The organism is Planomonospora corallina (assembly GCF_042650625.1).
Lineage (GTDB): Bacteria > Actinomycetota > Actinomycetes > Streptosporangiales > Streptosporangiaceae > Planomonospora_B > Planomonospora_B corallina.
This window is the reverse complement of sequence record NZ_JBHSBM010000017.1, coordinates 707,743-731,786: the sequence shown is the minus strand read 5'-3', so window position 1 is coordinate 731,786 and position 24,044 is coordinate 707,743. Positions and strand designations below refer to the sequence as shown.

General features: G+C 74.3%; 19 protein-coding genes. 3 read left to right on the top strand and 16 right to left on the bottom strand.

Annotated elements, in window-relative coordinates; all coding sequences use genetic code 11:
- Positions 1-69 precede the first annotated feature (69 nt).
- Both ACFOWE_RS16480 and ACFOWE_RS16475 read right to left on the bottom strand, forming a co-directional pair.
- The gene (locus ACFOWE_RS16480) at positions 70-1,176 is read right to left on the bottom strand and encodes a sensor histidine kinase (protein ID WP_377288574.1); all 1,107 of its coding nucleotides are present in this window, start codon (positions 1,174-1,176) and stop codon (positions 70-72) included.
- A complete protein-coding gene (locus ACFOWE_RS16475) occupies positions 1,176-1,862 on the bottom strand; it encodes a response regulator transcription factor (protein ID WP_377288572.1) in 687 nt (228 codons plus the stop codon). The genes ACFOWE_RS16480 and ACFOWE_RS16475 overlap by 1 nt, the downstream gene beginning before the upstream one ends.
- A 121-nt stretch (positions 1,863-1,983) precedes the next feature.
- Here ACFOWE_RS16475 and ACFOWE_RS16470 point away from each other — a divergent pair, with 121 nt between their 5' ends.
- Both ACFOWE_RS16470 and ACFOWE_RS16465 read left to right on the top strand, forming a co-directional pair.
- Positions 1,984-4,230, top strand: a complete 2,247-nt coding sequence (locus ACFOWE_RS16470) for an MMPL family transporter (protein ID WP_377288570.1) — start codon at positions 1,984-1,986, stop codon at positions 4,228-4,230.
- 52 nt (positions 4,231-4,282) lie between these two features.
- Positions 4,283-5,971, top strand: a complete 1,689-nt coding sequence (locus tag ACFOWE_RS16465; protein ID WP_377288568.1) for a serine/threonine protein kinase — start codon at positions 4,283-4,285, stop codon at positions 5,969-5,971.
- Between the two features lie 78 nt (positions 5,972-6,049).
- Here ACFOWE_RS16465 and ACFOWE_RS16460 read toward each other — a convergent pair whose 3' ends face one another.
- Genes ACFOWE_RS16460 through ACFOWE_RS16450 form a run of 3 tightly spaced genes read right to left on the bottom strand, consistent with a single transcriptional unit; the run spans position 6,050 to position 7,960 of the window.
- On the bottom strand, positions 6,050-6,979 hold the full coding sequence (locus ACFOWE_RS16460; RefSeq protein ID WP_377288566.1) for an RluA family pseudouridine synthase: 930 nt from the start codon (positions 6,977-6,979) through the stop codon (positions 6,050-6,052).
- Positions 6,972-7,589: a signal peptidase II gene (locus ACFOWE_RS16455; protein ID WP_377288564.1), complete on the bottom strand. Its 618-nt coding sequence runs from the start codon at positions 7,587-7,589 to the stop codon at positions 6,972-6,974. Before ACFOWE_RS16455 ends, ACFOWE_RS16460 begins: the two co-directional genes overlap by 8 nt.
- Complete coding sequence (locus ACFOWE_RS16450; RefSeq protein WP_377289165.1) at positions 7,553-7,960, bottom strand: TraR/DksA family transcriptional regulator; 408 nt, start codon at positions 7,958-7,960, stop codon at positions 7,553-7,555. Before ACFOWE_RS16450 ends, ACFOWE_RS16455 begins: the two co-directional genes overlap by 37 nt.
- A 498-nt stretch (positions 7,961-8,458) precedes the next feature.
- Here ACFOWE_RS16450 and ileS point away from each other — a divergent pair, with 498 nt between their 5' ends.
- Complete coding sequence (gene ileS, locus ACFOWE_RS16445) at positions 8,459-11,614, top strand: isoleucine--tRNA ligase (protein WP_377288562.1); 3,156 nt, start codon at positions 8,459-8,461, stop codon at positions 11,612-11,614.
- Between the two features lie 104 nt (positions 11,615-11,718).
- On the opposite strand, the gene ACFOWE_RS16440 is transcribed toward ileS, so the two are convergent.
- From ACFOWE_RS16440 to murD, 11 genes are all read right to left on the bottom strand, one after another.
- Positions 11,719-13,356, bottom strand: coding sequence for a hypothetical protein (locus ACFOWE_RS16440; RefSeq protein WP_377288560.1), 1,638 nt, complete (start codon positions 13,354-13,356; stop codon positions 11,719-11,721).
- 43 nt (positions 13,357-13,399) lie between these two features.
- Entirely contained in the window at positions 13,400-14,266 is an 867-nt protein-coding gene (locus tag ACFOWE_RS16435) for a DivIVA domain-containing protein (RefSeq protein WP_377288558.1), read from the bottom strand.
- Positions 14,267-14,316: 50 nt separating this feature from the next.
- Positions 14,317-14,604, bottom strand: a complete 288-nt coding sequence (locus ACFOWE_RS16430) for a YggT family protein (protein WP_068894150.1) — start codon at positions 14,602-14,604, stop codon at positions 14,317-14,319.
- A 79-nt stretch (positions 14,605-14,683) separates the two neighbouring features.
- The gene (locus ACFOWE_RS16425; RefSeq protein ID WP_377288556.1) at positions 14,684-15,184 is read right to left on the bottom strand and encodes a cell division protein SepF; all 501 of its coding nucleotides are present in this window, start codon (positions 15,182-15,184) and stop codon (positions 14,684-14,686) included.
- Positions 15,185-15,303: 119 nt separating this feature from the next.
- Positions 15,304-16,008: a YggS family pyridoxal phosphate-dependent enzyme gene (locus ACFOWE_RS16420; protein WP_377288554.1), complete on the bottom strand. Its 705-nt coding sequence runs from the start codon at positions 16,006-16,008 to the stop codon at positions 15,304-15,306.
- Positions 16,009-16,098: 90 nt separating this feature from the next.
- Positions 16,099-17,523: a cell division protein FtsZ gene (ftsZ, locus tag ACFOWE_RS16415; RefSeq protein ID WP_377288552.1), complete on the bottom strand. Its 1,425-nt coding sequence runs from the start codon at positions 17,521-17,523 to the stop codon at positions 16,099-16,101.
- A gap of 249 nt (positions 17,524-17,772) precedes the next feature.
- Entirely contained in the window at positions 17,773-18,411 is a 639-nt protein-coding gene (locus ACFOWE_RS16410; protein ID WP_377288550.1) for a cell division protein FtsQ/DivIB, read from the bottom strand.
- Between the two features lie 392 nt (positions 18,412-18,803).
- On the bottom strand, positions 18,804-20,210 hold the full coding sequence (murC, locus tag ACFOWE_RS16405; protein ID WP_377288548.1) for a UDP-N-acetylmuramate--L-alanine ligase: 1,407 nt from the start codon (positions 20,208-20,210) through the stop codon (positions 18,804-18,806).
- Between the two features lie 57 nt (positions 20,211-20,267).
- Positions 20,268-21,356, bottom strand: coding sequence for an undecaprenyldiphospho-muramoylpentapeptide beta-N-acetylglucosaminyltransferase (gene murG, locus ACFOWE_RS16400; protein ID WP_377288546.1), 1,089 nt, complete (start codon positions 21,354-21,356; stop codon positions 20,268-20,270).
- A gap of 26 nt (positions 21,357-21,382) precedes the next feature.
- Positions 21,383-22,654 carry a putative lipid II flippase FtsW gene (ftsW, locus tag ACFOWE_RS16395; RefSeq protein WP_377288544.1) on the bottom strand — a complete coding sequence of 424 codons (1,272 nt, stop codon included), beginning with the start codon at positions 22,652-22,654 and terminating at the stop codon, positions 21,383-21,385.
- Complete coding sequence (gene murD / locus ACFOWE_RS16390) at positions 22,651-24,012, bottom strand: UDP-N-acetylmuramoyl-L-alanine--D-glutamate ligase (RefSeq protein ID WP_377288542.1); 1,362 nt, start codon at positions 24,010-24,012, stop codon at positions 22,651-22,653. Before murD ends, ftsW begins: the two co-directional genes overlap by 4 nt.
- Positions 24,013-24,044: the final 32 nt, after the last annotated feature.

The following is a 24,044-nucleotide window of genomic DNA, read 5'->3' as shown; positions in this document are numbered from 1 at the left end:
TGCACCGTCCGGCTGCGGCTGCGGCGGCCGAGCCGTTCCGGCCGGGCCGTTCCAGGTGGGCCCGGCGGGTCACCCGAGCGGCAGCGCCATCCGGAAGACGGCGCCCCCGCCGGGGCGGGAGTCCGCCTCGGCCCGGCCGCCGTGGGCGGCGGCGACGGCCGCCACGATGGCCAGCCCGAGTCCGGCCCCGCCCTGGTGCCGCTCCCCGCCGCGGCCGCCTCCGGCCCGGTAGAAGCGCTCGAAGACGAGCGTGCGCTGCTCCTCGCCGAGCCCCGGCCCGGTGTCGGCGACCTCGATCACCGCCTCCCCGCCCGCCCGGCGCACCCGGACCACGGCCGGGGCGCCCGGCGGGGTGTGCGCGAGCACGTTGGCCAGGAGGTTGCCGACCGCCTGGCGGATCCGGGCGGCGTCGCCGGGCACCTCGACCGGCCCCGGGTGCTCGGTCTCCAGCGGCCGGTCCGGCTCGATGGCGAGGGTGTCGGCCACCGCGTCGGCCACCAGGGCGGTCAGCTCGACCGGGGCCCGCTCCAGCGGCCGGCCCGCCTCCAGGCGGGCGAGCAGCAGCATCTCGTCCACCAGCGCGCCCATCCGGGTCGCCTCCGCCTCGATCCTGCGCATGGCCACGGCCAGGTCCTCAGGCCGGGTGGCCGCGCCGCGCCGGAACAGCTCGGCGTACCCGCGGATGGTGGCGACGGGGGTGCGCAGCTCGTGGGAGGCGTCGGCGACGAAGCGGCGCAGCCGCTCCTGCGACTCCTCCCGCTCCCGGAACGCCGCCTCCAGCTGGCCGAGCATCGCGTTGAGCGCGTGGCCGAGGCGGCCCACCTCGCCGGCGGCCGGCGCGGCCTCGATCCGGCGGTCGAGGTCGCCGGCGCCGATGTCCGCCGCGGTCTCCACGATGCGGTCCAGCGGGCGCAGGCCCCGGCGGACCAGGTACGCGGCGAGCAGGGTCAGGCCGGCCAGTGCCGCGGCCGAGGAGACGGCCAGGACGCGGGCGATCCGCCCGGTCAGCTCGTCGGAGGCGGCGAGCAGGTCCTCGGGCGAGGCCATGGCCAGCAGCCGGGCGCCGTGGTGCCCGCGCCAGTCCTGCAGCGCCCCGAAGACGGCCCCGGCGACCAGGCCGAGGGCCAGGGCGACCAGGGCGACGACGGTGACGACCAGCCGGGCGCGCAGGGACATCACTCCTCCCGGGGCAGGCGCAGCACGTAGCCCACCCGGGGCACGGTGTGGATGAGGGGCGGGCCGCAGGAGTCGACCTTGCGGCGCAGGTAGCTGATGTACGTCTGCACGACGCCGTCGTTGCCGCCGAAGTCGTACTCCCACACGTGGTCGAGGATCTGCCGCTTGGAGACCAGCCTGCCCGCGTTGGCGGTCAGGAAGCGCAGCAGCTTGAACTCGGTGGGGGTCAGGTCGATGCGCCGGCCGTCCCGGTGGACCTCGTAGGCGTCCTCGTCGATGACGAGGCCGGCGAAGGCCAGCCGTCCGGTGTCCGGCCCGGCCCGGCGGGTCCGGCGCAGCACCGCCCGGATCCGGGCGACCAGTTCCTGGAGGCTGAACGGCTTGGTGACGTAGTCGTCCCCGCCCGCGGACAGTCCGCCGATCTTGTCCTCGGTCGCGTCGCGCGCGGTGAGGAAGACCACCGGGACCTCCGACCCGGCCGCCCGGAGCCGCCGGCACACCTCCGTGCCGGACACGTCGGGCAGCATCACGTCCAGGACGATCAGGTCGGGGCGGAAGGAGGCCGCCGCCGACACCGCCGCGGCGCCCGTCTCCGCCATCGCCGTCTCGAAGCCCTCGTAGCGCAGCGCGGTGGCGACGAGATCGGCGAGGTAGGGCTCGTCGTCCACGACCAGTATGCGGCTCACCGCTCCAGTCTCCCCCGGATGATCTCCGAAAGTCCTCAGAGAACTCTGTGAAGCCCGATCCACAGGGTTCTCCCAGAGCGGTCGCACGGGCCTCGAAGACCGCCTTGCTGCACTGGAGCGCATGGAGCGACTTTCGATCTTCGTCCTGCGGCGCAGGCGGCTGGTCACACTGCTGGCCGTGTGCGCGTTCCTGGCGGGCCTGGCCGCGACCCCGCTCGCGATCCAGCGCCTGTCCGAGGAGTACGCCCACCCCGGCATGCCCGCGTTCGAGGCCAACCGGGAAATCGTCAGGATCTACGGGAACGGCGGCTACCAGCGGCCGTTCGTCCCCGTCGTGGTGCTGCCCGAGGGCATGCGGGCGCAGGAGAGCAGGCAGGCCGTCGGCCGGGCGTTCGCGGCCGTGGCGGCCGAGCTGCCCCGGGCCCGCGTGGTCTCCTACGCCGACACCGGCGACCCGCGGCTCGTCGGCGCGGACGGCCGGACCACGTTCGGGTTGGTCTTCCCCGGCGCCTACTCCGACGGCAGCCCGCCGGGCGGCGGCCTGGGCGAGACGCCCGACGAGGGCCCGGTGATCGCCGCCGCGATGGCGCCCGTCCTCCCCGAGGGCAGCACCGTGCGCGTCACCGGGCTGGACGCCCTCGCGCCGGGCGTGGACGCGGGCGGCGTGGACGTCCCGGCCAAGATCGGGATCGGGGCGGCCGCCGCCGTGGTCGTGCTGCTGCTCGTCTTCCGCTCCGCCCTGGCCTTCGTCCCGCTCCTCGTCTCCGCCCTGTCGGTCTTCGTGTCGTTCGCCGTGATCCTGCTGCTGACGCTGGTGACGACCGTGCACGACGTGGCGCTGACCACCATGCCGCTGCTGGGCCTGGGCATCGCCGTCGACTACTCGCTGCTGCTGGTGGCCCGGTGGCGGGAGGAGCAGGCGAGCGGTCACCGCGGCGACGAGGCCGTGCACCGGGCGATGCGCGGCGCCGGGCGCGCGGTGCTGTCCAGCGGGGCGGCGGTCGCGATCGGCCTGGTGACCATGGTGGTGCTGCCGGTGCCGTTCCTGCGCAGCCTCGGCCTCACCGGGATGGTCGTCGCGGCGGTCAGCGTGGCCGCCACGCTGACCGTGCTGCCGGTCCTGCTCGCGCTGACCGGGCGGCGGCTGGAGCGCCGGCGGGCGCGGTCCGCCGCCAAGGGCCCGGCGGCGACGCCGTTCCACCGGGAGGCGCGGGCCGGGTGCGCCTGGTCGGCCTGGGCCCGCGGGGTGATACGGCTGCGCGTGCCGGCCGCGCTGGTCTCCGGCGGCCTGCTGCTCGCGCTGGCCGCCATCGCGCCTGCCGCGGACCTCGGCCTGCCGGAGAGCGGTGACCTCCGCGCCTCGGGCCCCGCCCACGAGGGGCTGGCCGCGCTGCGCCGGGCGGGCGTGCCCTCCGGCTCCATCACCCCGTTCGACGTGCTGGTCACCGGCGACCCCGCCCCGGTGGCGGAGCGCATCCGGGGCGTCGAGGGCGTGTCCGCCGTGCTGGCCCCGGACGGCGCGTCCTGGCGGCGCGAGGGCACCGCGGTGGTCACCGTGCTCCCGGTCGCGGAGAGCGGCGCCGACGCCGGGCAGGAGACCATCGCCCGGGTCCGCCGGGCCGTCTCGGACACCACCGCCGGGACCACGGCCGGCACCGCCACCGGTACCGGCATCGCCACCGCGGCCGGGACCACGGCCGGGACCGCGCGGGTGGGCGGCAACGCCGCGCAGAGCATGGACTTCCTCCGGCACGCCTACGGGGCCTTCCCGTGGATGCTCGCGGCGGTCGCGCTGGTCACGTTCGTGATGCTGGCGCGGGCGCTGCGCTCGCTGCTGCTCCCGCTCAAGGCGATCGCGCTCAACCTGCTCTCGCTGGGCGCGGTGGTCGGCGCGATGGTCCTGCTCTGGCAGTACGGCTGGGGCACCCGCGAGCTGCTGGGCGTCCAGCCGACCGGTTCGATCGGCGAGTTCGTCCCCCTGACGATCTTCGCCTTCCTGTACGGCCTCAGCATGGACTACGAGGTCTTCATCCTGGCCAGGATGCGGGAGGAGTACGACAGGTCGGGCGACACCGTCCACGCGGTGGTCGAGGGCGTGGGGCGGACCGGGCGCCTGGTCACCTCGGCCGCGCTGATCCTGTTCGTCTCCTTCGCGGCGCTGGCCATGACCCCCGAGCTGGACGTGAAGGTCTTCGCCAGCGGGCTGGCCCTCGGCGTCCTGCTGGACGCGACGCTCATCCGCGGTGTCCTGGTGCCCGCGGTGGTCGCCATGATGGGCCGCTGGAACTGGTGGCTGCCCGCCTGGGCGGCCCGGCCGCTCCGGGTGGCGCCCTCTCCGCTCCCACCCGGAGGCAGGCTTTCCACCTAGATCACATAAAAAGTCCAGATTACCCGTCCCCGTCCGGGGTAGTCGGGGCTCCATGTCCGACTCACAGGAGCTCATCGCCCACCGCTACCGGCTGCTGGAACCCGTCGGACGAGGGGGCATGGGCACGGTCTGGCGGGCGCGCGACGAGGTGCTCGGCCGGGACGTGGCCGTCAAGGAGGTCGTGCCCTCACCCGATCTGACGGCGTCGGAGCGGGAGGCGTTCACCGCCCGGACGCTCCGGGAGGCCCGCGCCGCCGGGCGGATCGGCCACCCGTGCGTGGCCACGGTCTACGACGTGGTCGAGGAGCGGAACCGGCCCTGGATCGTGATGCAGTTCGTGGAGTCCCGCACGCTCGGCGCCGTGACCAGGGAGGACGGGCCGCTCCCGCCGGCCCGGGTGGCGCGGGCCGGGCTGGAGGTGCTCGGCGCGCTGCTCGCCGCGGACCGGGTGGGGGTCCTGCACCGCGACGTCAAACCGGACAACGTGCTGATCGCCCCCGACGGCCGGGCCGTGCTGACCGACTTCGGCATCGCGATGCTGGAGGGCGACTCCTCGGTGACCAGGACCGGGGCGCTCATCGGCACCCCCGCGTTCATCGCCCCGGAGCGGGCGGGCGGCGGCGCGGCGAGCCTCGCCTCCGACCTGTGGTCGCTCGGCGTGACGCTGTACATGGCGGTCGAGGGGCGCTCCCCCTTCCAGCGCGCCCACCCGCTGGCGACGCTCGCCGCGGTCATGCACGAGCCGCCGCCCCCGCTCCGGCGCGCCGGGGCGCTGGGCCCGGTGATCTGCGGCCTGCTCAGGAAGGACCCGAAGGCGCGCATGTCCCCGCAGGAGGCGCAGCTGCGCCTGCGGGCGGTCATGGACGGCACGGCGCCCGAGTCCACCATGCCGATCGACCTCGGCGGCCGGCGGGCCGGGCAGCGGGCCGGCCGGCGGGCCGCCGTGCCACCGCCGTACCCGTTCCGGGAGGGCCCCGTCCCGGCGGCCTCCGCCGCGGCTGCGGCGCTCCCCGCCGCGGGGGCCGTGCCGCCGGACGCCGGCACGGGGACGCCACCGGGTCGCTCCCCCGCCGCGGCCCGGCAGGCTCCGCCACGACGGCGCCCGGTCATGACCCTGGTCTCCGCGGCCGCGCTCGCGGTCGCCCTCTCCTCCGGGGGGATGGCGTGGGTCACCTCGCGGACGCAGGCCGGCCCCGCGGGTCCCACGGGTTCCCCGGCGCCCTCGGTCTCCGCGACCGCTCCGGCGGACGGGAGCGAGACTCCCCCAGGCGCGGAGACGGTGCGGACCGGCACCCGTGACGCGGGCGACGGGCGGAGCCGTACCCGTGACGCGGACGCGGGCGGCGGGCGGAGCGGCACCGGATCCACCCGGGGCGACGGGAGCTCCCGCGACGGGTCTCCGAGCGGCTCCGCGGGCAGGCCCGCGCGGGGCGCTCCGGAGAAGGCGTCGGGGAAGCCCTCGGGCGGGCCCGCCCGCAAGCCCTCCGCGGAGCCCTCGCGTCCCTCCGCCGGGAACGGGCGCGGCGCGGAGGAGACACCGCGGGACCGCTCCGGGCAGGACCGCGGCGCCGGCGGCGGGCAGGGCCGGGACACCGGCGGCGAGGACGCCCCCGGCCGGGTCGATCCGGACGAGGGCGGCGGGCGCGGGAACGCCCCCGGCGCGGCCGTGAGCCCCCGCGGGGCCGGGAAGGGCGAAGAGAGGTCCGGCGCCTCTGCCGGGGGCCGGGACGCGAGGGGCTGACGGCCCGCCCGTCGGCACCGGCAGAACGCGTGCCACCACCGCGTCACCACCGGCGGACCGCGCGGCGCCGGCGGCCGCCTACGCGTCGCCGCTGACGGCCTTCAGGGAGTGCGCCAGGTCCTCGGGGTAGTCCGCGGTGAAGCTGACCCACTCACCCGTCGCCGGGTGCTCGAAGGCGAGACCGACCGCGTGCAGCCACTGGCGGTTCACGCCCAGCCGCGCGGCCAGCGTGGGGTCCGCGCCGTAGAGCATGTCGCCCACGCACGGGTGGCGCAGCGCCGACATGTGCACCCGGATCTGGTGCGTGCGGCCCGTCTCCAGCTTGATGCTCAGCAGCGACGCCGCGCGGAACGCCTCGATCGTGTCGTAGTGGGTGACCGACTCCTTGCCCCCCGCCACGACGGCGAACTTGCCGTCCGCGAACGGGTGGCGGTCGATCGGCGCGTCGATCGTGCCGCGGAGCGGGTCCAGGTGGCCCTGGACCAGGGCGTGGTAGATCTTGTCGACCGTGCGCTCCTTGAAGGCGCGCTTGAGGACCGAGTAGGCGTGCTCGCTCTTGGCCACGACCATCGCGCCGGTGGTGTTGGCGTCCAGGCGGTGCACGATGCCCTGGCGCTCGGCCGCCCCGCTGGTGGCCACCCGGTGCCCGGCGCCCAGCAGGCCCCCGATCACGGTCGGCCCGGTCCAGCCGGTGGTCGGGTGGGCCGCCACGCCGACGGGCTTGTTGACGACGACGATGTCGTCGTCCTCGTGGAGGATCGCCATGCCGGGGATCGGCTCGGCCACCGGCATCGGCGCGGCGGGCGGCGGGGGCAGGGTGACGTCCAGCCACTCGCCGCCCTGGACCCGGTCGGACTTGGCCGCGGTGGACCCGTCCACCAGCACGTCGCCGGAGGCGATCAGCTCCGCCGCCCGGGTGCGCGACAGGCCGAACAGCCGCGACAGGGCGGCGTCGAGGCGCTCGCCCTCCAGGCCGTTGGGGATCGGGAGGCTCCGCCGCTCAGCCATCGTTCTTGCGCTCCTTCTCTCCGGTGTCGCGCGTTCCGTCGATCTGGTGGCCCCGCCAGGCGAAGAAGACCGCGAGGACGCCGCCGCAGACGATCGCCGCGTCGGCGACGTTCCAGACGGGGAAGTGCCCGGGGAAGGTCTCGATGAAGTCGACGACATACCCCTGGAACGGCGCGTCCCTGCCGAAGCCCGCCGGCCAGCGGAAGACGCGGTCGGTCAGGTTGCCGAGCGCCCCGCCGAGCAGCAGGCCGAGCGTGACCGCCCAGGGCAGGCTGCGCAGGTGGCGCGCGGTGCGCAGAATGGCGATCACCACTCCGGCCGCGACGAACGTGAAAATGATCGTCATGCCGGTGCCGATGCTGAAGGCGGCCCCGGAGTTGAAGATCACCCGGAGCTGGAGCAGGCCCGGGATGAGGACCAGCGGGTCCCTGCCCTCGAGGGTCTCCAGGACGATCGTCTTCGTGACCAGGTCGAGAAGGTAGACGATCGGTGCGATCGTCGCGAGCACGGCGATCCGCCGCCTGCCGGACGGGACGGCCGGGGCGGCCGTCCCGTCGGCGGCGCCGCCGTCGGTCAGCGGCGCTCCTCCTTCTGCTTGCAGGCCACGCACAGCGTCGCCCTCGGGAACGCCTGCAGGCGCTCCTTGCCGATCGGCTGGTGGCACGATTCGCACTCTCCGTAGGTCCCCGCGTCGATCCGGGCGATCGCTCGCTCGTTCTGCGCGACCAGGTCGCGCGAATTCAGGGTAAGGGCGATCTCGCGTTCCCGCGCATACGTCCGGGCGCCGGCATCGGCCTGGTCGTCGCCCGCGCCGTCGGTGACGTCGCCGGCGGCGATCTCCGACTCCGCCCGGGCGATCTCCGCGGTCAGCTCCTCGATCTCGGCTGTCAGCCGCTGACGGACCTCTTCGAGCTCCTCCTCCGTCCACGTCGCGGCGGGACCGTTCTGGGACGGCGCTACCGCGCTCTTGTCTGCGCGAATGGTCGTGGCCATGTCGGCCTCCTCACTCGATCGGACCCCTACCGATGCGGTAAGACGGTGCGGGCAGCTTAGGCCGTCCATAACAGAACAGCAACAACCCGGCGGCGTCTTTGCCAATCCCGTACCATTCCGCCCCTTCCTGCCCGCTCCCCGGTCGTCCGCCCGCCGGAGCCCCGGATATCGGGAAGCCCCCGCCGCGCCGGGTGCGTTATCGTTTGAGTTCGCAAGGCGTTGACGGGGACGAGTACCTCCGGCCCCTCCCGCACGAGCGACCCGGGGACGGTGCGAGCCCGGGGCGGGCCCCGGAGGGAAGATCACCCCCGAGCCGCCGGAAGAACGGTCCTCCGCCCGTGGCGGACGCCCAGTAGACCCGGCAGCGAACCGAAAAGAAGAGGGTCTCCCCACCGGGAGGCCAAGGAGGGTGGTACCGCGGGGCCGCCAGGCCTCGTCCCTCCGCGCACCTGCAGGCCAGCACCAGCGTGGAGGTTCCAGCCCGTCATGTCCGCCCATTTCCGCTCCCTTCCCGCGCAGGTCGACCTGCCCGCGCTCGAACACGAGGTCCTCGGCCGCTGGCGGGACGGCAAGATCTTCGAGCGCTCGGTCGAGCAGAACTCCGGCGGCCCGGCCTGGGTCTTCTACGAGGGCCCGCCCACCGCCAACGGCATGCCCGGCGTCCACCACGTCGAGGCCCGCGTGTTCAAGGACGTCTTCCCGCGCTACAAGTCCATGCGCGGCTACAGCGTGCCCCGCAAGGCCGGCTGGGACTGCCACGGCCTGCCCGTCGAGGTCGGCATCGAGAAAGAGCTCGGCCTGTCCGGCAAGAAGGACATCGAGGCGTACGGCATCGCGGAGTTCAACGCCAAGTGCCGCGAGTCGGTGCTCCGGCACGTGGACGCGTTCGAAGAGATGACCGAGCGCATGGGCTACTGGATCGACCTGTCGCAGGCCTACCGGACGATGGACCCGGCCTACGTCGAGTCCGTCTGGTGGTCGCTCAAGGTCGTCTTCGACAAGGGCCTGCTCTTCCGCGACTTCCGCATCACGCCGTACTGCCCGCGCTGCGGCACCGGGCTGTCCGACCACGAGCTGGGCCAGCCCGGCGGCTACGAGACCGTCTCCAGCCCGTCGGTCTACGTCCGCATGCCCGCCACCTCCGGCCCGCTGGCCGAGCTCGGCGCCTCGCTGCTGATCTGGACCACCACGCCGTGGACGCTGGTCTCCAACACCGCGGTCGCCGTCCACCCCGAGGTGACCTACGTCGCGGCCCGGCCGGCCGGCTCCGAGGAGGTCCTCGTCGTCGCCGAGCCGCTGCTGGCCTCCGTGCTGGGCGAGGACGCCGAGGTGCTCGCCGCCTTCGCCGGCGCCGAGCTGGAGCGCACCTCCTACCGCAGGCCGTTCGAGCTCGTCGACATCCCCGGCGCGCACTACGTGGTGCTCGGCGACTACGTCACCACCGAGGACGGCACCGGCCTGGTCCACCAGGCTCCCGCCTTCGGCGCCGACGACATGGCGACCTGCAAGCGGTACGGCCTGCCCGTGGTCAACCCGATCGGCCCCGACGGCCGCTTCACCGAGGACGTGCCGCTGGTCGGCGGGCAGTTCTTCAAGCACGCCGACGAGTCCCTCACCGCCGACCTGCGCGACCGCGGCCTGCTCTTCCGCGGCGGCCACTTCGAGCACAGCTACCCGCACTGCTGGCGCTGCCACACCGCGCTGCTGTACTACGCGCTGCCCGCCTGGTACATCCGCACGACCGCGATCAAGGACCAGCTCCTCGCCGAGAACGAGAAGGTCGGCTGGTACCCCGAGACGATCAAGTGGGGCCGCTTCGGCGAGTGGCTGCGCAACAACGTCGACTGGTCGCTGTCGCGCTCCCGCTACTGGGGCACCCCGCTCCCGCTCTGGGTCTGCTCCGCCGACTCCTCCCACGTCACCTGCGTCGGCTCGCTGACCGAGCTGGGCGAGCTGTCCGGGCAGGACGTCTCCGCGCTCGACCCGCACCGCCCCTACGTCGACGACGTCACGCTGCCCTGCCCCTCCTGCGGGGCGGAGGCGCGCCGCGTCCCCGACGTGATCGACGCCTGGTACGACTCGGGCTCGATGCCGTTCGCCCAGTGGGGCGCGCCGCACAGAGCCGCCGAGATGCTCGAGAAGGCCTACCCGGCGCAGTTCATCTGCGAGGCCACCGACCAGACCCGCGGCTGGTTCTACTCGCTGATGGCGGTCGGCACGCTGGTCTTCGGCCGCACCTCCTACGAGAACGTGCTCTGCCTCGGCCTGATCCTCGCCGAGGACGGCCGGAAGATGAGCAAGCACCTGGGCAACGTGCTGGAGCCGATCTCCCTGATGGACCAGCACGGCGCCGACGCCCTGCGCTGGTTCATGGCCTGCTCCGGCTCCCCGTGGGCGGCTCGCCGCGTCGGGCACTCCACGCTGGAGGAGATCGTCCGCAAGGTCCTGCTGACCTACTGGAACACGGTCTCCTTCTTCACCCTGTACGCCAACGCCGAGTCGTGGGAGCCCTCGGCGCAGGCGCCCGCGCCCGCCGACCGCCCGCTGATCGACCGGTGGGCCCTGGCCGAGCTGCACCGGACGGTGGCCGAGGTCACGGCGTCGATGGACGAGTTCGACACCGCCCGGGTCGGGCGGCGGCTGGGCGAGTTCCTCGACGACCTGTCCAACTGGTACGTCCGGCGCTCCCGCCGCCGGTTCTGGTCGGGCGACGCCTCCGCCTTCGCCACGCTGTACGAGTGCCTGTCGACGGTCACGCGCCTGATGGCGCCGGTGGTGCCGTTCATCACCGACTACGTCTGGGACGTGCTCCGCACCGACGCCGACCCCGTCTCGGTGCACCTGGCCACCTGGCCGGAGGCGGACCCCGCGCTGCTCGACGCGGCGCTGTCGGAGCGGATGGCGCTGGTCCGCCGCCTGGTGGAGCTGGGCCGCTCGGCCCGCGCCTCCAGCGGGGTCAAGACCCGCCAGCCGCTCGGCCGCGCCCTGGTCGGCGCGCCCGGCTGGGCCGCGCTCTCCGCCGAGCTGCGCGAGCTGGTCGCCGACGAGCTCAACGTGCAGGCCCTGGAGGACCTGTCGGGCATCGGCGCCGATCTGGTCTCCTTCACCGTCAAGCCCAACTTCCGGGCGCTGGGCAAGCGGTTCGGCCCGCAGACCAAGCTGGTCGCCGCGGCCGTCTCCGCCGCCGACCCGGGCGCTCTCGCGGGCGCCCTGCGCTCCGGCTCCCCCGTCTCGCTGGAGGCCGGCGAGCTGGGCACGGTGGAGCTCACCGCCGACGACGTGATCGTCACCGAGCAGCCGAAGTCCGGCTGGGCGGTGGAGACCGGCGCCGGTGAGACCGTCGCCCTCGACCTGACGATCACCGACGAGCTGCGCCGCGCCGGCCTGATCCGCGACGTCGTCCGGCTGGTCCAGGAGGCCCGCAAGTCCACGGGCCTGTCCATCACCGACCGGATCGACCTGTGGTGGTCCGCCACCGACCCCGAGCTGGCCGAGGCGCTGCGCGCCCAGGGCGGCACGGTGGCCGAGGAGGTCCTCGCCCTGTCCATGACAGAGGGCACCACCGGGGGCGCCACCGGGGAGCTCCCGGTGCACGAGGACACCGACCTGGGGCTCGCCTTCCAGCTCCGCCGCAACGGCTGACCCGCCGTCGGACGTACGAAGAGGGCCCCGGGGAGATCCCCGGGGCCCTCTCTCGTGTTCCCGCCCGCCCTCCGGAGACCCGGTACGGCCCGGCGGGCGGAAGATCAGCCGTTCTGGCAGACGGCGCAGCCGCTCAGGCCCGCCTTCTCGGCCTCGGCCCGTGACATGGTCTCGACGCCGTCGTCGTCCACGCCCCTGATGAGAGGGCAGGTGGGACCGTGGAAGCGGCGGGTGCCCACGATGACGCTGACCGTCTCCGGCTCGGCGTCCTCCGCGACGGCGGGGATCCCGTGGGGCGAGGTCTCCTCGCCCACCGGCGTGCCGCCCCGGGCCTCCTCGGGTTCCCCCGGCGGGGTCGCCTCTCCCTCCGCGGAGCCCGCGCCGGACCCCGCTGAGGGCCCAGACGAGGGCTCTGTGGAGGGTCCTGGGGAGGGCTCCGCCGAGGTGGAGCCGGTCGGCACCGACTGCCCGGCGCGCCCGGGCTCGGTCCCGGCCGGCTCCACCGGCTCGGCGGTATCGGGAGTGGTCCTGTCCGCGGCTTTCACGGCCTTCTCCGCGGTCTCCGGAGCGGCCGGGGCCTCGCGGCCGCCGGAGGGGCGCTCCGCCCGGTCCCCGGGCGCGGGTGGCACCCGCCACACGGCCGTCTCCTCGGCGGGTTCGCCCGCCGTCTCCGGGTCCGCGCCCGCCGGCTCCGCGGCGGGCCCGTCCGCGGTCTCGCCCGCCGGCGAGACGGTGGTCTCCCCTGCGGCCTTCTCCGCGCGCTCCGTCCCGGTCACGGCCCCGCTCCCGGCGGAGGCGTCCTCCGGCTCCGCCGCCGGCCGTACGGCCGTCTCCGGCCCGGGGACCGCGGGGTCCGGTACGGGATCCGGCGCGGGGGGCCGGGCGGCCGCCGCGTCGCGGCCGAACCAGCCGGTGGCCGCTGAGTCCTCCGGCTCCGGAGCGGACGGCCGGGCCGAGGGCCCGGGGGCGGGCTCCCCTGCCAGGGAGGCGGACGCCGCCTGCTCCCGGCTCTCCCCGGACGGCGTCGCGGCCGCCCGGTCCCTCACCGCCGGAGGCTCCTGGGACGGGCCGGAGGCCACGGGGCGGTACGGAGGGGTGAAGCGCACGGTCTCGCCCGCCGCCGGGCCGGCGGCGCCGGCAGGGCCGGACTCGTGGAGCGCCTGGGGCCCCGTGGGCTCCTGCTCCCGCGGGTCCTCCTGCGGCGCGCTGAACTCGGGCAGGCAGGTGGTGCAGGGCGTGAAGCCCTCCTCGCGGGCCTCCTCGCAGGTGAGCTCCTCATGATCCCTGCCGGCCAGCTGGCGGCAGCCTGCGAGGTGGTAGCGCCTGCGGCCGGGGATCACCAGCACGATCGCCTCGGCGTCCAGCGGGCCCTGCCGGGCGGCGGCCGCCGGAGCCGGCCGGGTGCGGGTGGCGGCCGCCTGCCGTCCGCTCTGGGGCGCTCCCGCCGGTACACCGGCGACGCCGGGCACTCCCGCCACATGGTGCTGGTGGGGCGCCATGGGGCCCGCGTGCATCGGACCGGCCGGAACCGGCCCTCCGTAGGGGGACTTCAGAGCCGCCCCGGCGCGTCCGCGGCCGGGGAACAGCTCATGGCGCCGCAGCAACGCCCCGATCACCAGGAAGACCGCGGAGAGCACGCTGACCGCGATCGACCACATGACCAGAAAGGGCTTGGCGAGCACGACCCCCGCGATGAGCAGGACGACGGCCGTCAACACCAGGCCAGCGCTGATAAGGATCACGAAGGAACTCCCGGGTACGGGTCAGACGGAATGACCCGGCACCTTAGCGGCGGTCGTTGTGCGGGACGTCGGCGCCCTGGAACGCCCCGGAGTGCTGCGACGGCTCACCGCCGAAGTGCCCGGGACCGCTCTGCAGGGGCTGCTGGCCGCCCGGAGCCGCGGCGTGCGACATGACCGGGGGGCCGGCCACGGGGCCGCCCACGATCGGGAACCCTCCACTGCCCTCGGCGGCGACGTTCAGCTCGGCGAGCTGGTTCTCCAGATAGAGCTTGAGGCGGCTGCGGTACTCCCGCTCGAAGCTGCGCAGCTCCTCGACCTTGCGCTCGAGCTCGTCACGCGTCTGCACCAGCGAGCCCATCGCCTGGCGGTGACGCTCCTGGGCGTCGCGCTCCAGCGTCTCGGCGCGGGCCCGGGCCTCGCCGATGACCTGCTCGGCCTGGCGGCGGGCCTTGCCGAGGATGTCGTCGGCCTCGCGGCGCGCCCGGGTCACCGTCTCGTCCGCCTCCCGGCGGGCGTCGGCGATCGCCTGGTCGGCCGTCTGCTGGGCCAGGGCGAGCACGCGGGCGGCGGTGTCCATGTTGTCCTCGGCCGGGGGCATGCCCATGCCGACGGGGACCGGCTGCTGCTGCACCGGCTCGGGAGCCCGCATCGGCTCCGGCTGCGGCACCATCATCTCGGGCTTGGGCTCGGCGACGGGGGCCGGCGCCATGGCCATGCCCATCCCGCCGGGCACCTTGCCCCGCATGCACTCCGCCAGCTTGGCGCGGAGCTCCTCGTTCTCCTGGATGAGGCGGTCCAGCTCGGACTCGACCTCGTCGAGGAAGGCATCGACCTCTTCCTCGTCGTAACCCGGCCTGAGTCGGGTCGTACTGAACTGCTTGTTCCGCACATCAGCGGGTGTCAGCGGCATTTTCGGTCTCCTTGGCGCGCTTGGAGTCTGTCCGGAGGGACGGTACCCGATCAACGAAGCGCGGACACGAGTTGGATCAAGACCCAGACCACAATGAACAGGACTGTGAAGCTCAGGTCAAAGGCCACCGTACCCAACCGGAGTGGCGGAATGAAACGGCGGAGGAACTTGAGAGGTGGGTCGGTGACCGTGTATATGGCCTCCGCCAGGACCAGGACCACCCCCGTGGGGCGCCACTGGCGGGCGAACGCCTGCACCGTCTCAAAGATCATTCTGCCGATCAGCAGGAGCAGGTAGATCCACAGGACAACGACCACGATGTCGCTAACGATCCCCACGGTGCCGTCCTGCCTCCGTCCTGGTCCACGACCGCCGGAAGGACGGGGTGGGCTTCGACTCGGTGTACATAGTGGAACTCTAGCTCTGGTTGAAGAACCCGCGCTCCGCGATTCGGGCCTTGTCCTCGGCGGTCACCTCGACATTGACAGGGGACAACAGGAACACCTTGTTCGTAACACGTTCGATGCTTCCGTGTAGGCCAAAGACGAGACCTGCCGCGAAATCGACGAGTCGCTTCGCGTCGCTGTCAACCATTTCAGTCAGGTTCATGATGACCGGCGTGCCCTCACGGAAGTGCTCCCCGATGGTCCGCGCCTCGTTGTAGGTGCGGGGATGCAGGGTCGTGATGCGCGCCAGATCGGTCGTGCGGCGCTCCAGGACCGCCGTCGCGGGCCTGGGAGCGGGCACTCCCTCGGTGTCGTCCTGGGGGTCGCCGGCCGCGTCGGAGCGCTCCTCGCCGGCCCGCCTCGACTCGTCGAACTCGTCGAACTCGTCGTCGGGGTAGACGTCGTACCTCTCGTAGCGGTCGTCCTCCACAAGACCGAGGTAGACCGCCATCTTGCGCATCGCGCTGGCCATCGCTGCTTCTTCCTCCGTCTTACTTCGATTGCTCGGGGTGGCAGCCATCCCCCCTTGACGCTCACCGCCGATCGACCACTCACCGGATACGTGGACGGCAACGCCCACTTGGAGGGACATTACCTGACGAAGGGCTTGCGGTGACCGAGCAACGCCGTACCGATCCGCAGGTGTGTCGCGCCGTTCGCCACCGCCTCGCGCAGATCGCCGCTCATCCCCGCGGAGATGATCCCGGCGTCCGGGTGGGCCTCCCGTACGGCCTGCGCGACCTGGCGGAGCCTGGCGAAGGCCCGGGCGGGCTCCTCCCCCAGCGGGGCCACCGCCATCACCCCGCCCAGCCGGAGGCCCCCGGTCCCGGCCACGGCGTCGGCGACGGCGGGCACGTCCCGCGGCCGCGCCCCGCCCCGGGCCGGATCGTCGTCCAGCGCGACCTGGACCAGGCAGGTGATCTCCCGGCCCGCCCGGACCGCCTCCGCGCCGAGCGCGGCGACCAGCCGCGGCCGGTCCACCGAGTGCACGACGTCGGCGTAGCGGGCCACGGACCGGGCCTTGTTGGTCTGCAGCTGGCCGATGAAGTGCCAGGCGAGCCCGAGGTCCGCGCAGTCGCGCGCCTTGGCCGAAGCCTCCTGGTCGCGGTTCTCCCCGACGTGCCCGACCCCCAGCGCGGCCAGGTGCCGCACGTCCGAGGCCGGATAGGTCTTGGTGACCGCGATGAGGGTCAGCTCCTCACGGGCACGGCCGGCCGCCCGGCAGGCCTCGGCGACGCGCGCCTCGACCTCGGCCAGGCCGGCCGCGATCTCATCTCTTCGAGTGGTCTCCGTCACATCTCCGCCGCTCAAACACCGACAAACCGGAGGAAACCATTCTGTCGGTCCCGGCGAAGGACATAGGCACCCATCCCGCAGTGATCAATGTCACTTCAGGAAGTCGGGCACGTCCAGCTCCTCCTCCTGCTCCTCGAAGATCACCCGAGGCCGACGGGCGGAGTCGGAGACCTTCGCGGGGATGGGGGCCGGCGGGACGGGCGCCGACTGCGACGGCTCGGGGGTCGGACGCGGGATGGAGACCGGAGGCGAGAGCTCCTCCACCCGCGGCGGCTCGGCCTGCGGGGCCGGCTCGGGGGCCGGGTGGACCGGCTGCGGCGCCGGGGCGGGCGCCACCGGCGCCGCCTGGAGCGCCGGGGGCTCGGCCTCGGCCTGCGGCAGGGGCGCGGGGACCGGGCGGACCGGGGCGGGCGGCGGCTGCACAGCCCTGGGCGGCTCGGGCCTGGACTCGGCCTTCGCCGGCGGGACCGGGCGGACCGGAGCGGAGGACGGCGGGGAGGGCGGGGAGGAGGGCTGCCGGGCCGCCGGGCGGGCGGCCGCCTGCCCGAGCGGCGCCTTGTCGTTCGCGACGGGCTCGTCGAAGCCCGCCGCGATCACCGTGACCCGCACCTCGTCTCCGAGCGCGTCGTCGATGACCGTGCCGAAGATGATGTTGGCGTCCGGGGCGGCCGCGTTGGAGACGAGCTGGGCCGCCTCGTTGATCTCGAAGAGGCCGAGGTCGGAGCCGCCGGCGATCGAGAGCAGCACGCCGTGGGCGCCGTCGATGCTGGCCTCCAGCAGCGGGCTGGAGACCGCCATCTCCGCCGCCGCGACCGACCTGTCGTCGCCACGGGCGTGCCCGATGCCCATCAGGGCCGAGCCCGCACCCGACATGACCGACTTCACGTCGGCGAAGTCCAGATTGATCAGTCCGGGGGTGGTGATCAGGTCGGTGATGCCCTGGACGCCGGAGAGCAGCACCTGGTCGGCCGCCTTGAAGGCGTCCAGCACGCTCACCTGCCGGTCGGAGATCGACAGCAGCCGGTCGTTCGGGATGACGATGAGGGTGTCCACCTCCTCGCGCAGGGTCTCGATCCCGGCCTCGGCCTGCATCGCCCTGCGCCGGCCCTCGAAACTGAAGGGCCGGGTCACCACGCCGATGGTCAGCGCGCCCAGGGAGCGCGCGATGTTCGCGACCACCGGGGCTCCGCCGGTGCCGGTGCCACCGCCCTCCCCGGCGGTGACGAACACCATGTCGGCGCCCTTGATGACCTCCTCGATCTCCTCGCGGTGGTCCTCGGCCGCCTTCCGCCCCACCTCGGGGTTGGCCCCCGCACCGAGGCCTCTCGTGAGCTCCCGCCCGACATCCAGCTTGACGTCGGCGTCACTCATGAGCAGCGCCTGGGCGTCGGTGTTGATGGCGATGAACTCGACGCCCTTGAGTCCCTCCTCGATCATCCGGTTGACGGCGTTGACTCCGCCTCCGCCGATGCCTACAACCTTGATGACCGCGAGGTAGTTCTGCGGTGCTGCCACGACGAGGGGCCTTTCCGCTCGTTGACTTGCAATTTCATGCGGCACGGGGCTCGTGCCGTCGTTTCTTTAACTCTCACCCTCAAGTTGAGATTTAGATTTATGTCAACCTGAGGATTGATACGGACAGTAGGAGCTACGCTCCAGGTGGGTCAACTAACCGCGCCGCAAGCGTGCCCGGCGTGTCGCAGCCTGTCCTTTTCGTGAGACGCCCGGCGAAGGCCTCCGGAGCACACCCGCCGGACATCCCGGTCACTTCACCGTCACCACGTCCGGCGAGCTCACATCATAGGTGTCGGCCGGCCGCTCCAGCAGGGTGGTCAGGATCTTCGCCTTCTCGGCGGGACGGTCGCTGCCGCCCCACACCACCACGCGGCCGTCCCTGAGCCTCAGCGTGACGGTCTCGGCCGAGGTGGCGCGCACCTCCGCGACCCGCCGGGCCAGGCCCTCCGGCAGGGCTCCGATCACGGCCAGTGCCGCGCCCGCCGCCGGATCGTCCGGTCCCGGCCGTTCCAGGCGCAGCAGCGGCAGGGTCGGCGGCGCCACCGCCCTGACCTCGGTCACCACCCCGTGGCGGTCCACGAGCGCCGCCTTGCCGCCCACCGGCACCACCGCCACCGGCTCCCGCTCGACGACCTCGACCACCAGTGTGCCCGGCCAGCTCCGGCCGACCTCGGCCGACTCGATCTGCCGGATCGCCCGGATCCGGCCCGCCACCGCGGCGGCGTCCACGGTGGCCAGGGGCGTGCCGTCGGCGACCCCCGCGGCCTGCCGGATCCGGTCGGCGGGAACGTCGAAGTTGCCGGTCACCCGGATCTCCCGCACCCCCAGCACCGGAGAGAGGAAGACCAGCCAGACCGCGCTGCCCACGACTCCGGCGGTCAGCAGCACCAGGAAAGCCGTCCGCCAGACCCTGCTCCCGGCGTTCCCGGCGTTCCCGGCGCTCCGGGTACTCCGAGCGTTCCCGGCGTTCGCCGCCCCCGGGGTGTCCGGGGCGGCGGCGCGCGCCGTGGACGGCGGACCGGAGGCCGGCGTCTCCCCCGGCGGGGCGGACGCGCTCCCCGGGCCCGGCCCGGCGGCCTCCTCACGGGCCGCGCTCCCCGGGCCCGGCGCGGGAGCCTCCCGACGCGCCGCGCTCCCCGGGCCCGGCGCCTTCCGGGGTGCGGCGTGCTCCCGGGCGCCGCGGCCCCCGGAGCGGCCGCGGCCCGTCCCCGCACGCTCCGGAGGCGGCACCGGCCCGCCCCGGCCGGGGGACCCGCGACCGTCGCCCGCCCGCCTCCCGGTCACCGGGCGGCCAGCTCCGCGACGATCCTGGGGCCCAGCTCCGTGACGTCGCCCGCTCCCATCGTCAGGACGACGTCCCCCGGCCTGGCCCGGCCGGCCACCAGCGCGGGCACGTCCTCCCGCCGGGGCGCGTAGGCCACCCGGCCGGGCGGGAGCGGCACCTTGTCCGCCACCAGCGCCCCGGAGACCCCGGGCTCGGGGTCCTCCCGGGCGCCGTAGACGTCCAGGACGACGGCCTCGTCCGCCAGCCCCAGGGCCGCCCCGAACCCGTCGGCGAAGAACCTGGTGCGCGAGTACAGGTGCGGCTGGAAGACCGCGATCACCCGGCCCGAGCCGGAGAAGGAGTTCACCACGTCCCGTGCGGCGCGCAGGTCGGCGGCCAGCTCGGTCGGGTGGTGGGCGTAGCTGTCGAAGACCGCCACCCCACCGGCCTCTCCCTTGGCCTCGAAGCGGCGCTTGGCCCCGCCGAAGGCCGCCAGGCCGTCGCGGATGGCGTCGAAGGGCACGCCCAGCGCCGCGGCCACCGCGATGACGGCCGTGGCGTTGAGCGCGTTGTGGCGGCCGGGGACGGCCAGTCTCACCTCGCCGTGCCCGTGCACCCGGAAGGAGACGCCCATGCCGTCGGGGACGATGTCGCCCACCCGCAGGTCGGCGTCCTCCGCCTCGCCGTACGTGACGACCTCGAGGCCGCGGGCGCGGGCGATCGGCACGAGCGCCGCCGAGCCGGGGTCGTCGGCGCAGACCACGAGGGTCTCGCCGACCCGCTCGACGAAGCGGGCGAAGCTGTCGTAGACGGCGCGGGGATCCCCGTAGTTGTCGAGGTGGTCCGGCTCGACGTTGGTCACCACGGCGATGTCGGGGGCCAGCATGAGGAAGGAGCCGTCGCTCTCGTCCGCCTCCGCGACGAACACGCCGCCCGAGCCCTCGTCGGCGCCCAGGCCGGTGGTGACCAGCTGCCCGCCGACGCAGTAGGACGGGTCGGCGCCGCACTTCTGCAGCGCCACGGTGAGCATCGAGGTCGTGGTGGTCTTGCCGTGCGTGCCCGCCACGGCGACCGCCCGGCGCCCGGCCATGACCGAGGCCAGCGCGGCGGCCCGGGGGATCACCCGCAGCCCCTGGCGGAGCGCCTCCCCCAGTTCGGGGTTGGAGTCGCGGATCGCGGTGGAGACCACCACGGTGTCGACGTTCTTGACGTGCGAGGCGGCGTGGCCGATGTGGACCGTCGCGCCCAGCTCCCGCAGCGCGGTCACCATCTCCGAGGTGCGCGCGTCGCTGCCGGAGACCGGCACGCCCCTCTTGAGCAGGATGCGGGCGATGCCGGACATGCCGGCTCCGCCTATCCCGATGAAGTGGACCCGTCCCAGCTCCTCGGCCGCGACCGGCTCCACCAGTTTGACAAGACTCATCGGTGACTCACACTCTCCACTCGTCACGCGGACGGCCGCCGCACGCGCCGCCGCTCATCACGCCCGCCCCTGCGCCGCGATCTGCAGCACCCGGCGCGCGAGCGCCGTGTCGGCCTCCTTGCGCCCCATCCGGGAGGCGGCCTCCGACATGGTGACCACCCGCTCGGGGTCGGACAGGATCGGCAGCACGTTCGCCACGATCCACTCCGGCGTCAGCTCGGCGTCGTCCACCAGCAGCCCGCCGCCCGCGGCCGCGATCGGCTCGGCGTTGAGCCGCTGCTCCCCGTTGCCGTGCGGGAGCGGGACGTACGCCGCAGGCAGGCCGACCGCGGTCAGCTCGGCGCAGGTGATGGCGCCGCTCCGGCAGAGCGCGAGGTCGGCGGCGGCGTAGGCCAGGTCCATCCGGTCGACGTACTGCAGCACGACGTACTGCGGGTCGCCGGGCGGCGGCTCCTCCTCCAGCGTGTTCTTCGGGCCGATGATGTGCAGCACCTGCACTCCGGCCCGGCGCAGCGCCGCCGCCGCGCCCAGGGCCGCCCGGTTCAGCGAGCGGGCGCCCTGGGAGCCGCCGGTGACCAGCAGGGTCGGCAGGTCGGCCTCCAGACCGAACCAGGAGCGCGCCTTGTCCCCGGCGGAGAGCCGGTCCAGCTCGGCGATCTCACGCCGGAGCGGGATCCCGACGTGCTCCGCCTTCGGCAGGGGCGTGTCCGGATGGCCGGTGAACACGTGGTCGGTCAGGCGCGCACCCAGCCGGTTGGCCAGGCCGGGGCGGGGGTTGGCCTCGTGCACCACGATGGGCACGCCGCGCCGCCGCGCCGCCAGGTAGGCGGGGGTCGCCACGTAGCCGCCGAAGCCGACGAGCACGTCGGCCCGGACCCTGTCCATGATGCCCGCCGCCGTGCTGATCGCCCCCGCCAGTCGGCCGGGCACGGTCAGCAGCTGGGGCGTGATCGCGCGGGGCAGCGGCACCGCGGGCACGAGCTCGAGCTCGTACCCCCTGGCCGGCACCAGCCGCGTCTCGAGGCCGCGCTCCGTGCCGAGGCAGGTGATCTGGACGCTCGGGTCCAGCCGGCGCAGCGCGTCGGCCAGGGCCAGTGCCGGCTCGATGTGACCGGCCGTCCCCCCGCCGGCGAGGACCACTCTCATGTCGGCCCCTTCGCTCGTGTCGTCGCTCAACGTCTTGTGCGGCCCGGCCGTCTTCCCGGCCGCGGGCCACCCAGGCCAAGCCAGCTTAGAGCCCGCGCCGCCGGTCCGGGGCCACGGGCGAGGAGAGCCTCGCGCGCACCCGGCTCCTGTTTGGCGAACGAGAGCAGCATGCCGAGCGCGGCCAGGGTCGGCAGCAGCGCCGATCCCCCGTAGGAGACCAGCGGCAGCGGGATGCCGGTGATGGGCAGCACGCCGATGACCGCCCCGATGTTGACGATCGCCTGGCCCGCGATCCAGGCGACCGCGGCGGCCGAGGCCAGCCGGACGAACGGGTCGCCCACCCTGGTCGCCACCCGCAGGCCCCCGTAGCCGAGCAGCCCGAACAGGGCCACCACCACCAGCGTCCCCATCAGGCCGAGCTCCTCGCCGATGATGGCGAAGATGAAGTCGCTCTCCGCGTGCGGCAGCCAGTTCCACTTCGCCCGGCTGGAGCCCAGGCCGAGCCCGAACCAGCCGCCGCTGCCCATCGCGATCTGCCCCTGGACCGCCTGGAAGCCGGTCCCCTGGGCGTTGGCCCACGGGTTGAGCCAGCCCTCGATCCGGTCGGAGCGGTAGCCCTCGGTGCTGATCATCACGACGGCGGCGAGCACCACCACCGCGAGGATGCCGCCGAAGAGCTTCAGGGGGGCGCCCACCACCCAGAGCAGCGCCAGGAAGATCGTCATCAGGACGATGGTGGTGCCGAGGTCCCTGCCCGCCATGACCAGCAGCGCCATCAGGGCGGTGCCGGGCATCAGCGGGATGAGCAGGTGCCGCCACTCGGCCGTCCCGCCCCGCACCCGGCGCGCCAGCAGGTCGGCGCCCCACAGCACCAGCGCGAACTTGGCCGGCTCCGACGGCTGGATGGTCAGCTCGCCGATGTAGATCCAGCGCTGCGCGCCGAGCTCCGACTGGCCGATGAAGATCACCAGGACCAGGCCGAGCGCGGCCAGGACCATCAGCGGGTAGCCGGCCAGCCGGAAGAAGCGCAGCGGCAGCCGGGAGCAGACCCACATCAGGCACAGTCCCAGCAGCATCGAGATGAGCTGCCGCCCGAAGAGCGCGAAGGCCGAGTTCCGCGTCTCCAGCGCCGAGATGCTGGAGGCCGACAGGACCATCATCAGCCCCAGGGTCACCAGCAGCCCGCTGACGCCCAGGAGCAGGTGGTAGGAGAAGAGCGGCCTGCCCAGCAGCTCGCGCAGGCGGGTGAGCCGTCCCTGGAGCGGTTCGGGCGCCGCGGGCGGGTCGGCCGCGGTCATCCGGCGGCCCCGAGGCGCTGCACGGCCCGCGCGAACGCCTCCCCCCGGGCCGGGTAGCCGGTGAACATGTCGAGGGAGGCGGCTGCGGGGGCCAGCAGCACGGTGTCCCCGGGGGAGGCGAGCCTGGCGGCTTCGGCGACGACACGGTCCATGACCCCAGTGTCCTGTCCGGCGACCTCCACCACCGGGACATTCTCGGCGTGTCGCGCCAGTGCCCGCCGGATCAGGCCGCGGTCGGCGCCCAGGAGCACCGCGCCGCGCAGCCGCGGGGCCGCCTGCCGTACCAGGTCGTCGACGTCGGCGCCCTTGAGCTGCCCGCCGGCCACCCAGACGATCGAGGGGTAGGCGGCGAGCGAGGCGGCCGCGGCGTGCGGGTTGGTGGCCTTGGAGTCGTCGACGTAGTCCACCCCGCCGACGCGGGCGACGTGCGCGATCCGGTGCGGGTCGGGGACGAAGTCCCGCAGGCCCTGCCGCACGGCCTCCGGCGGCACGCCGTAGGCCCGGGCCAGGGCGGCGGCGGCCAGCGCGTTGGCCACGTTGTGCGGGGCGAAGGGGCGCACGTCCTCCAGCGAGGCGAGCTCGGCGGCCTCGCGCACGGGGTCGGCGGTGAAGGCCCGGTCCACCAGCAGGTCCTCCACCACGCCGAGCTGCCCCGGCCGGGGCACCTGGAGCGTGAAGCCGACCGCGCCGGGGTACGGCGCCGCCAGCCGGGCCGACCACTCGTCGTCGGCGTTGTGCACCACGGTCCCGGCCCGCGCGAAGATCTCCCCCTTGGCGCGGGCGTACTCCTCCATGGAGCCGTGCCAGTCGAGGTGGTCGGGGGCGACGTTGAGCACGGCGGCGGCGAGCGGGGCGACGCTCGGCGCGCGGTGCAGCTGGAAGCTGGACAGCTCCACCGCCAGCACGTCGTACGGCCCGGCGACCGCCTCGGCCACCGGGACGCCCACGTTGCCGACCGCGAGCGCCCTGTGCCCGGCGGCGGTCAGCATCGAGGTCAGCATGCGCACGGCCGTCGTCTTGCCGTTGGTGCCGGTCAGCGCCAGCCAGGGCGCCGCGCCCTCGGGCCGCAGTCGCCAGGCCAGCTCGACCTCGCCGATCACCTCGGCGCCCGCCTCGGCGGCGGCGACCAGCGCCGGGTGGTGGGGCGGCCAGCCGGTGGCGACGATCAGGGAGGCGCCCTCGGGCACCGCCTCGGGCTCGCCGAAGCGCACCTCGACGCCGGCGGTGGCCAGCTCGGCCGCGGCGGCGCGCTGCCGCTCGCCGTCGCGGCCCTCGAGGACGACCACCCGCTCGCCCCGGGCGGCCAGGAGGCGGGCGGCGGCGGCGCCGGACACTCCGGCCCCCAGCACACAGATCATTTGCAACTACCGGGTCCTTCCGGGACGGGCGG

Coding starts and splice junctions, on each gene's coding strand:
- ACFOWE_RS16480 (WP_377288574.1), bottom strand. CDS start 1,176: ATGTCCCTGCGCGCCCGGCTGGTCGTCACCGTCGTCGCCCTGGTCGCC.
- ACFOWE_RS16470 (WP_377288570.1), top strand. CDS start 1,984: ATGGAGCGACTTTCGATCTTCGTCCTGCGGCGCAGGCGGCTGGTCACA.
- ACFOWE_RS16465 (WP_377288568.1), top strand. CDS start 4,283: ATGTCCGACTCACAGGAGCTCATCGCCCACCGCTACCGGCTGCTGGAA.
- ACFOWE_RS16460 (WP_377288566.1), bottom strand. CDS start 6,979: ATGGCTGAGCGGCGGAGCCTCCCGATCCCCAACGGCCTGGAGGGCGAG.
- ileS (WP_377288562.1), top strand. CDS start 8,459: ATGTCCGCCCATTTCCGCTCCCTTCCCGCGCAGGTCGACCTGCCCGCG.
- ACFOWE_RS16435 (WP_377288558.1), bottom strand. CDS start 14,266: ATGCCGCTGACACCCGCTGATGTGCGGAACAAGCAGTTCAGTACGACC.
- ACFOWE_RS16425 (WP_377288556.1), bottom strand. CDS start 15,184: ATGGCCAGCGCGATGCGCAAGATGGCGGTCTACCTCGGTCTTGTGGAG.
- murC (WP_377288548.1), bottom strand. CDS start 20,210: ATGAGTCTTGTCAAACTGGTGGAGCCGGTCGCGGCCGAGGAGCTGGGA.
- murG (WP_377288546.1), bottom strand. CDS start 21,356: ATGAGAGTGGTCCTCGCCGGCGGGGGGACGGCCGGTCACATCGAGCCG.
- ftsW (WP_377288544.1), bottom strand. CDS start 22,654: ATGACCGCGGCCGACCCGCCCGCGGCGCCCGAACCGCTCCAGGGACGG.
- murD (WP_377288542.1), bottom strand. CDS start 24,012: ATGATCTGTGTGCTGGGGGCCGGAGTGTCCGGCGCCGCCGCCGCCCGC.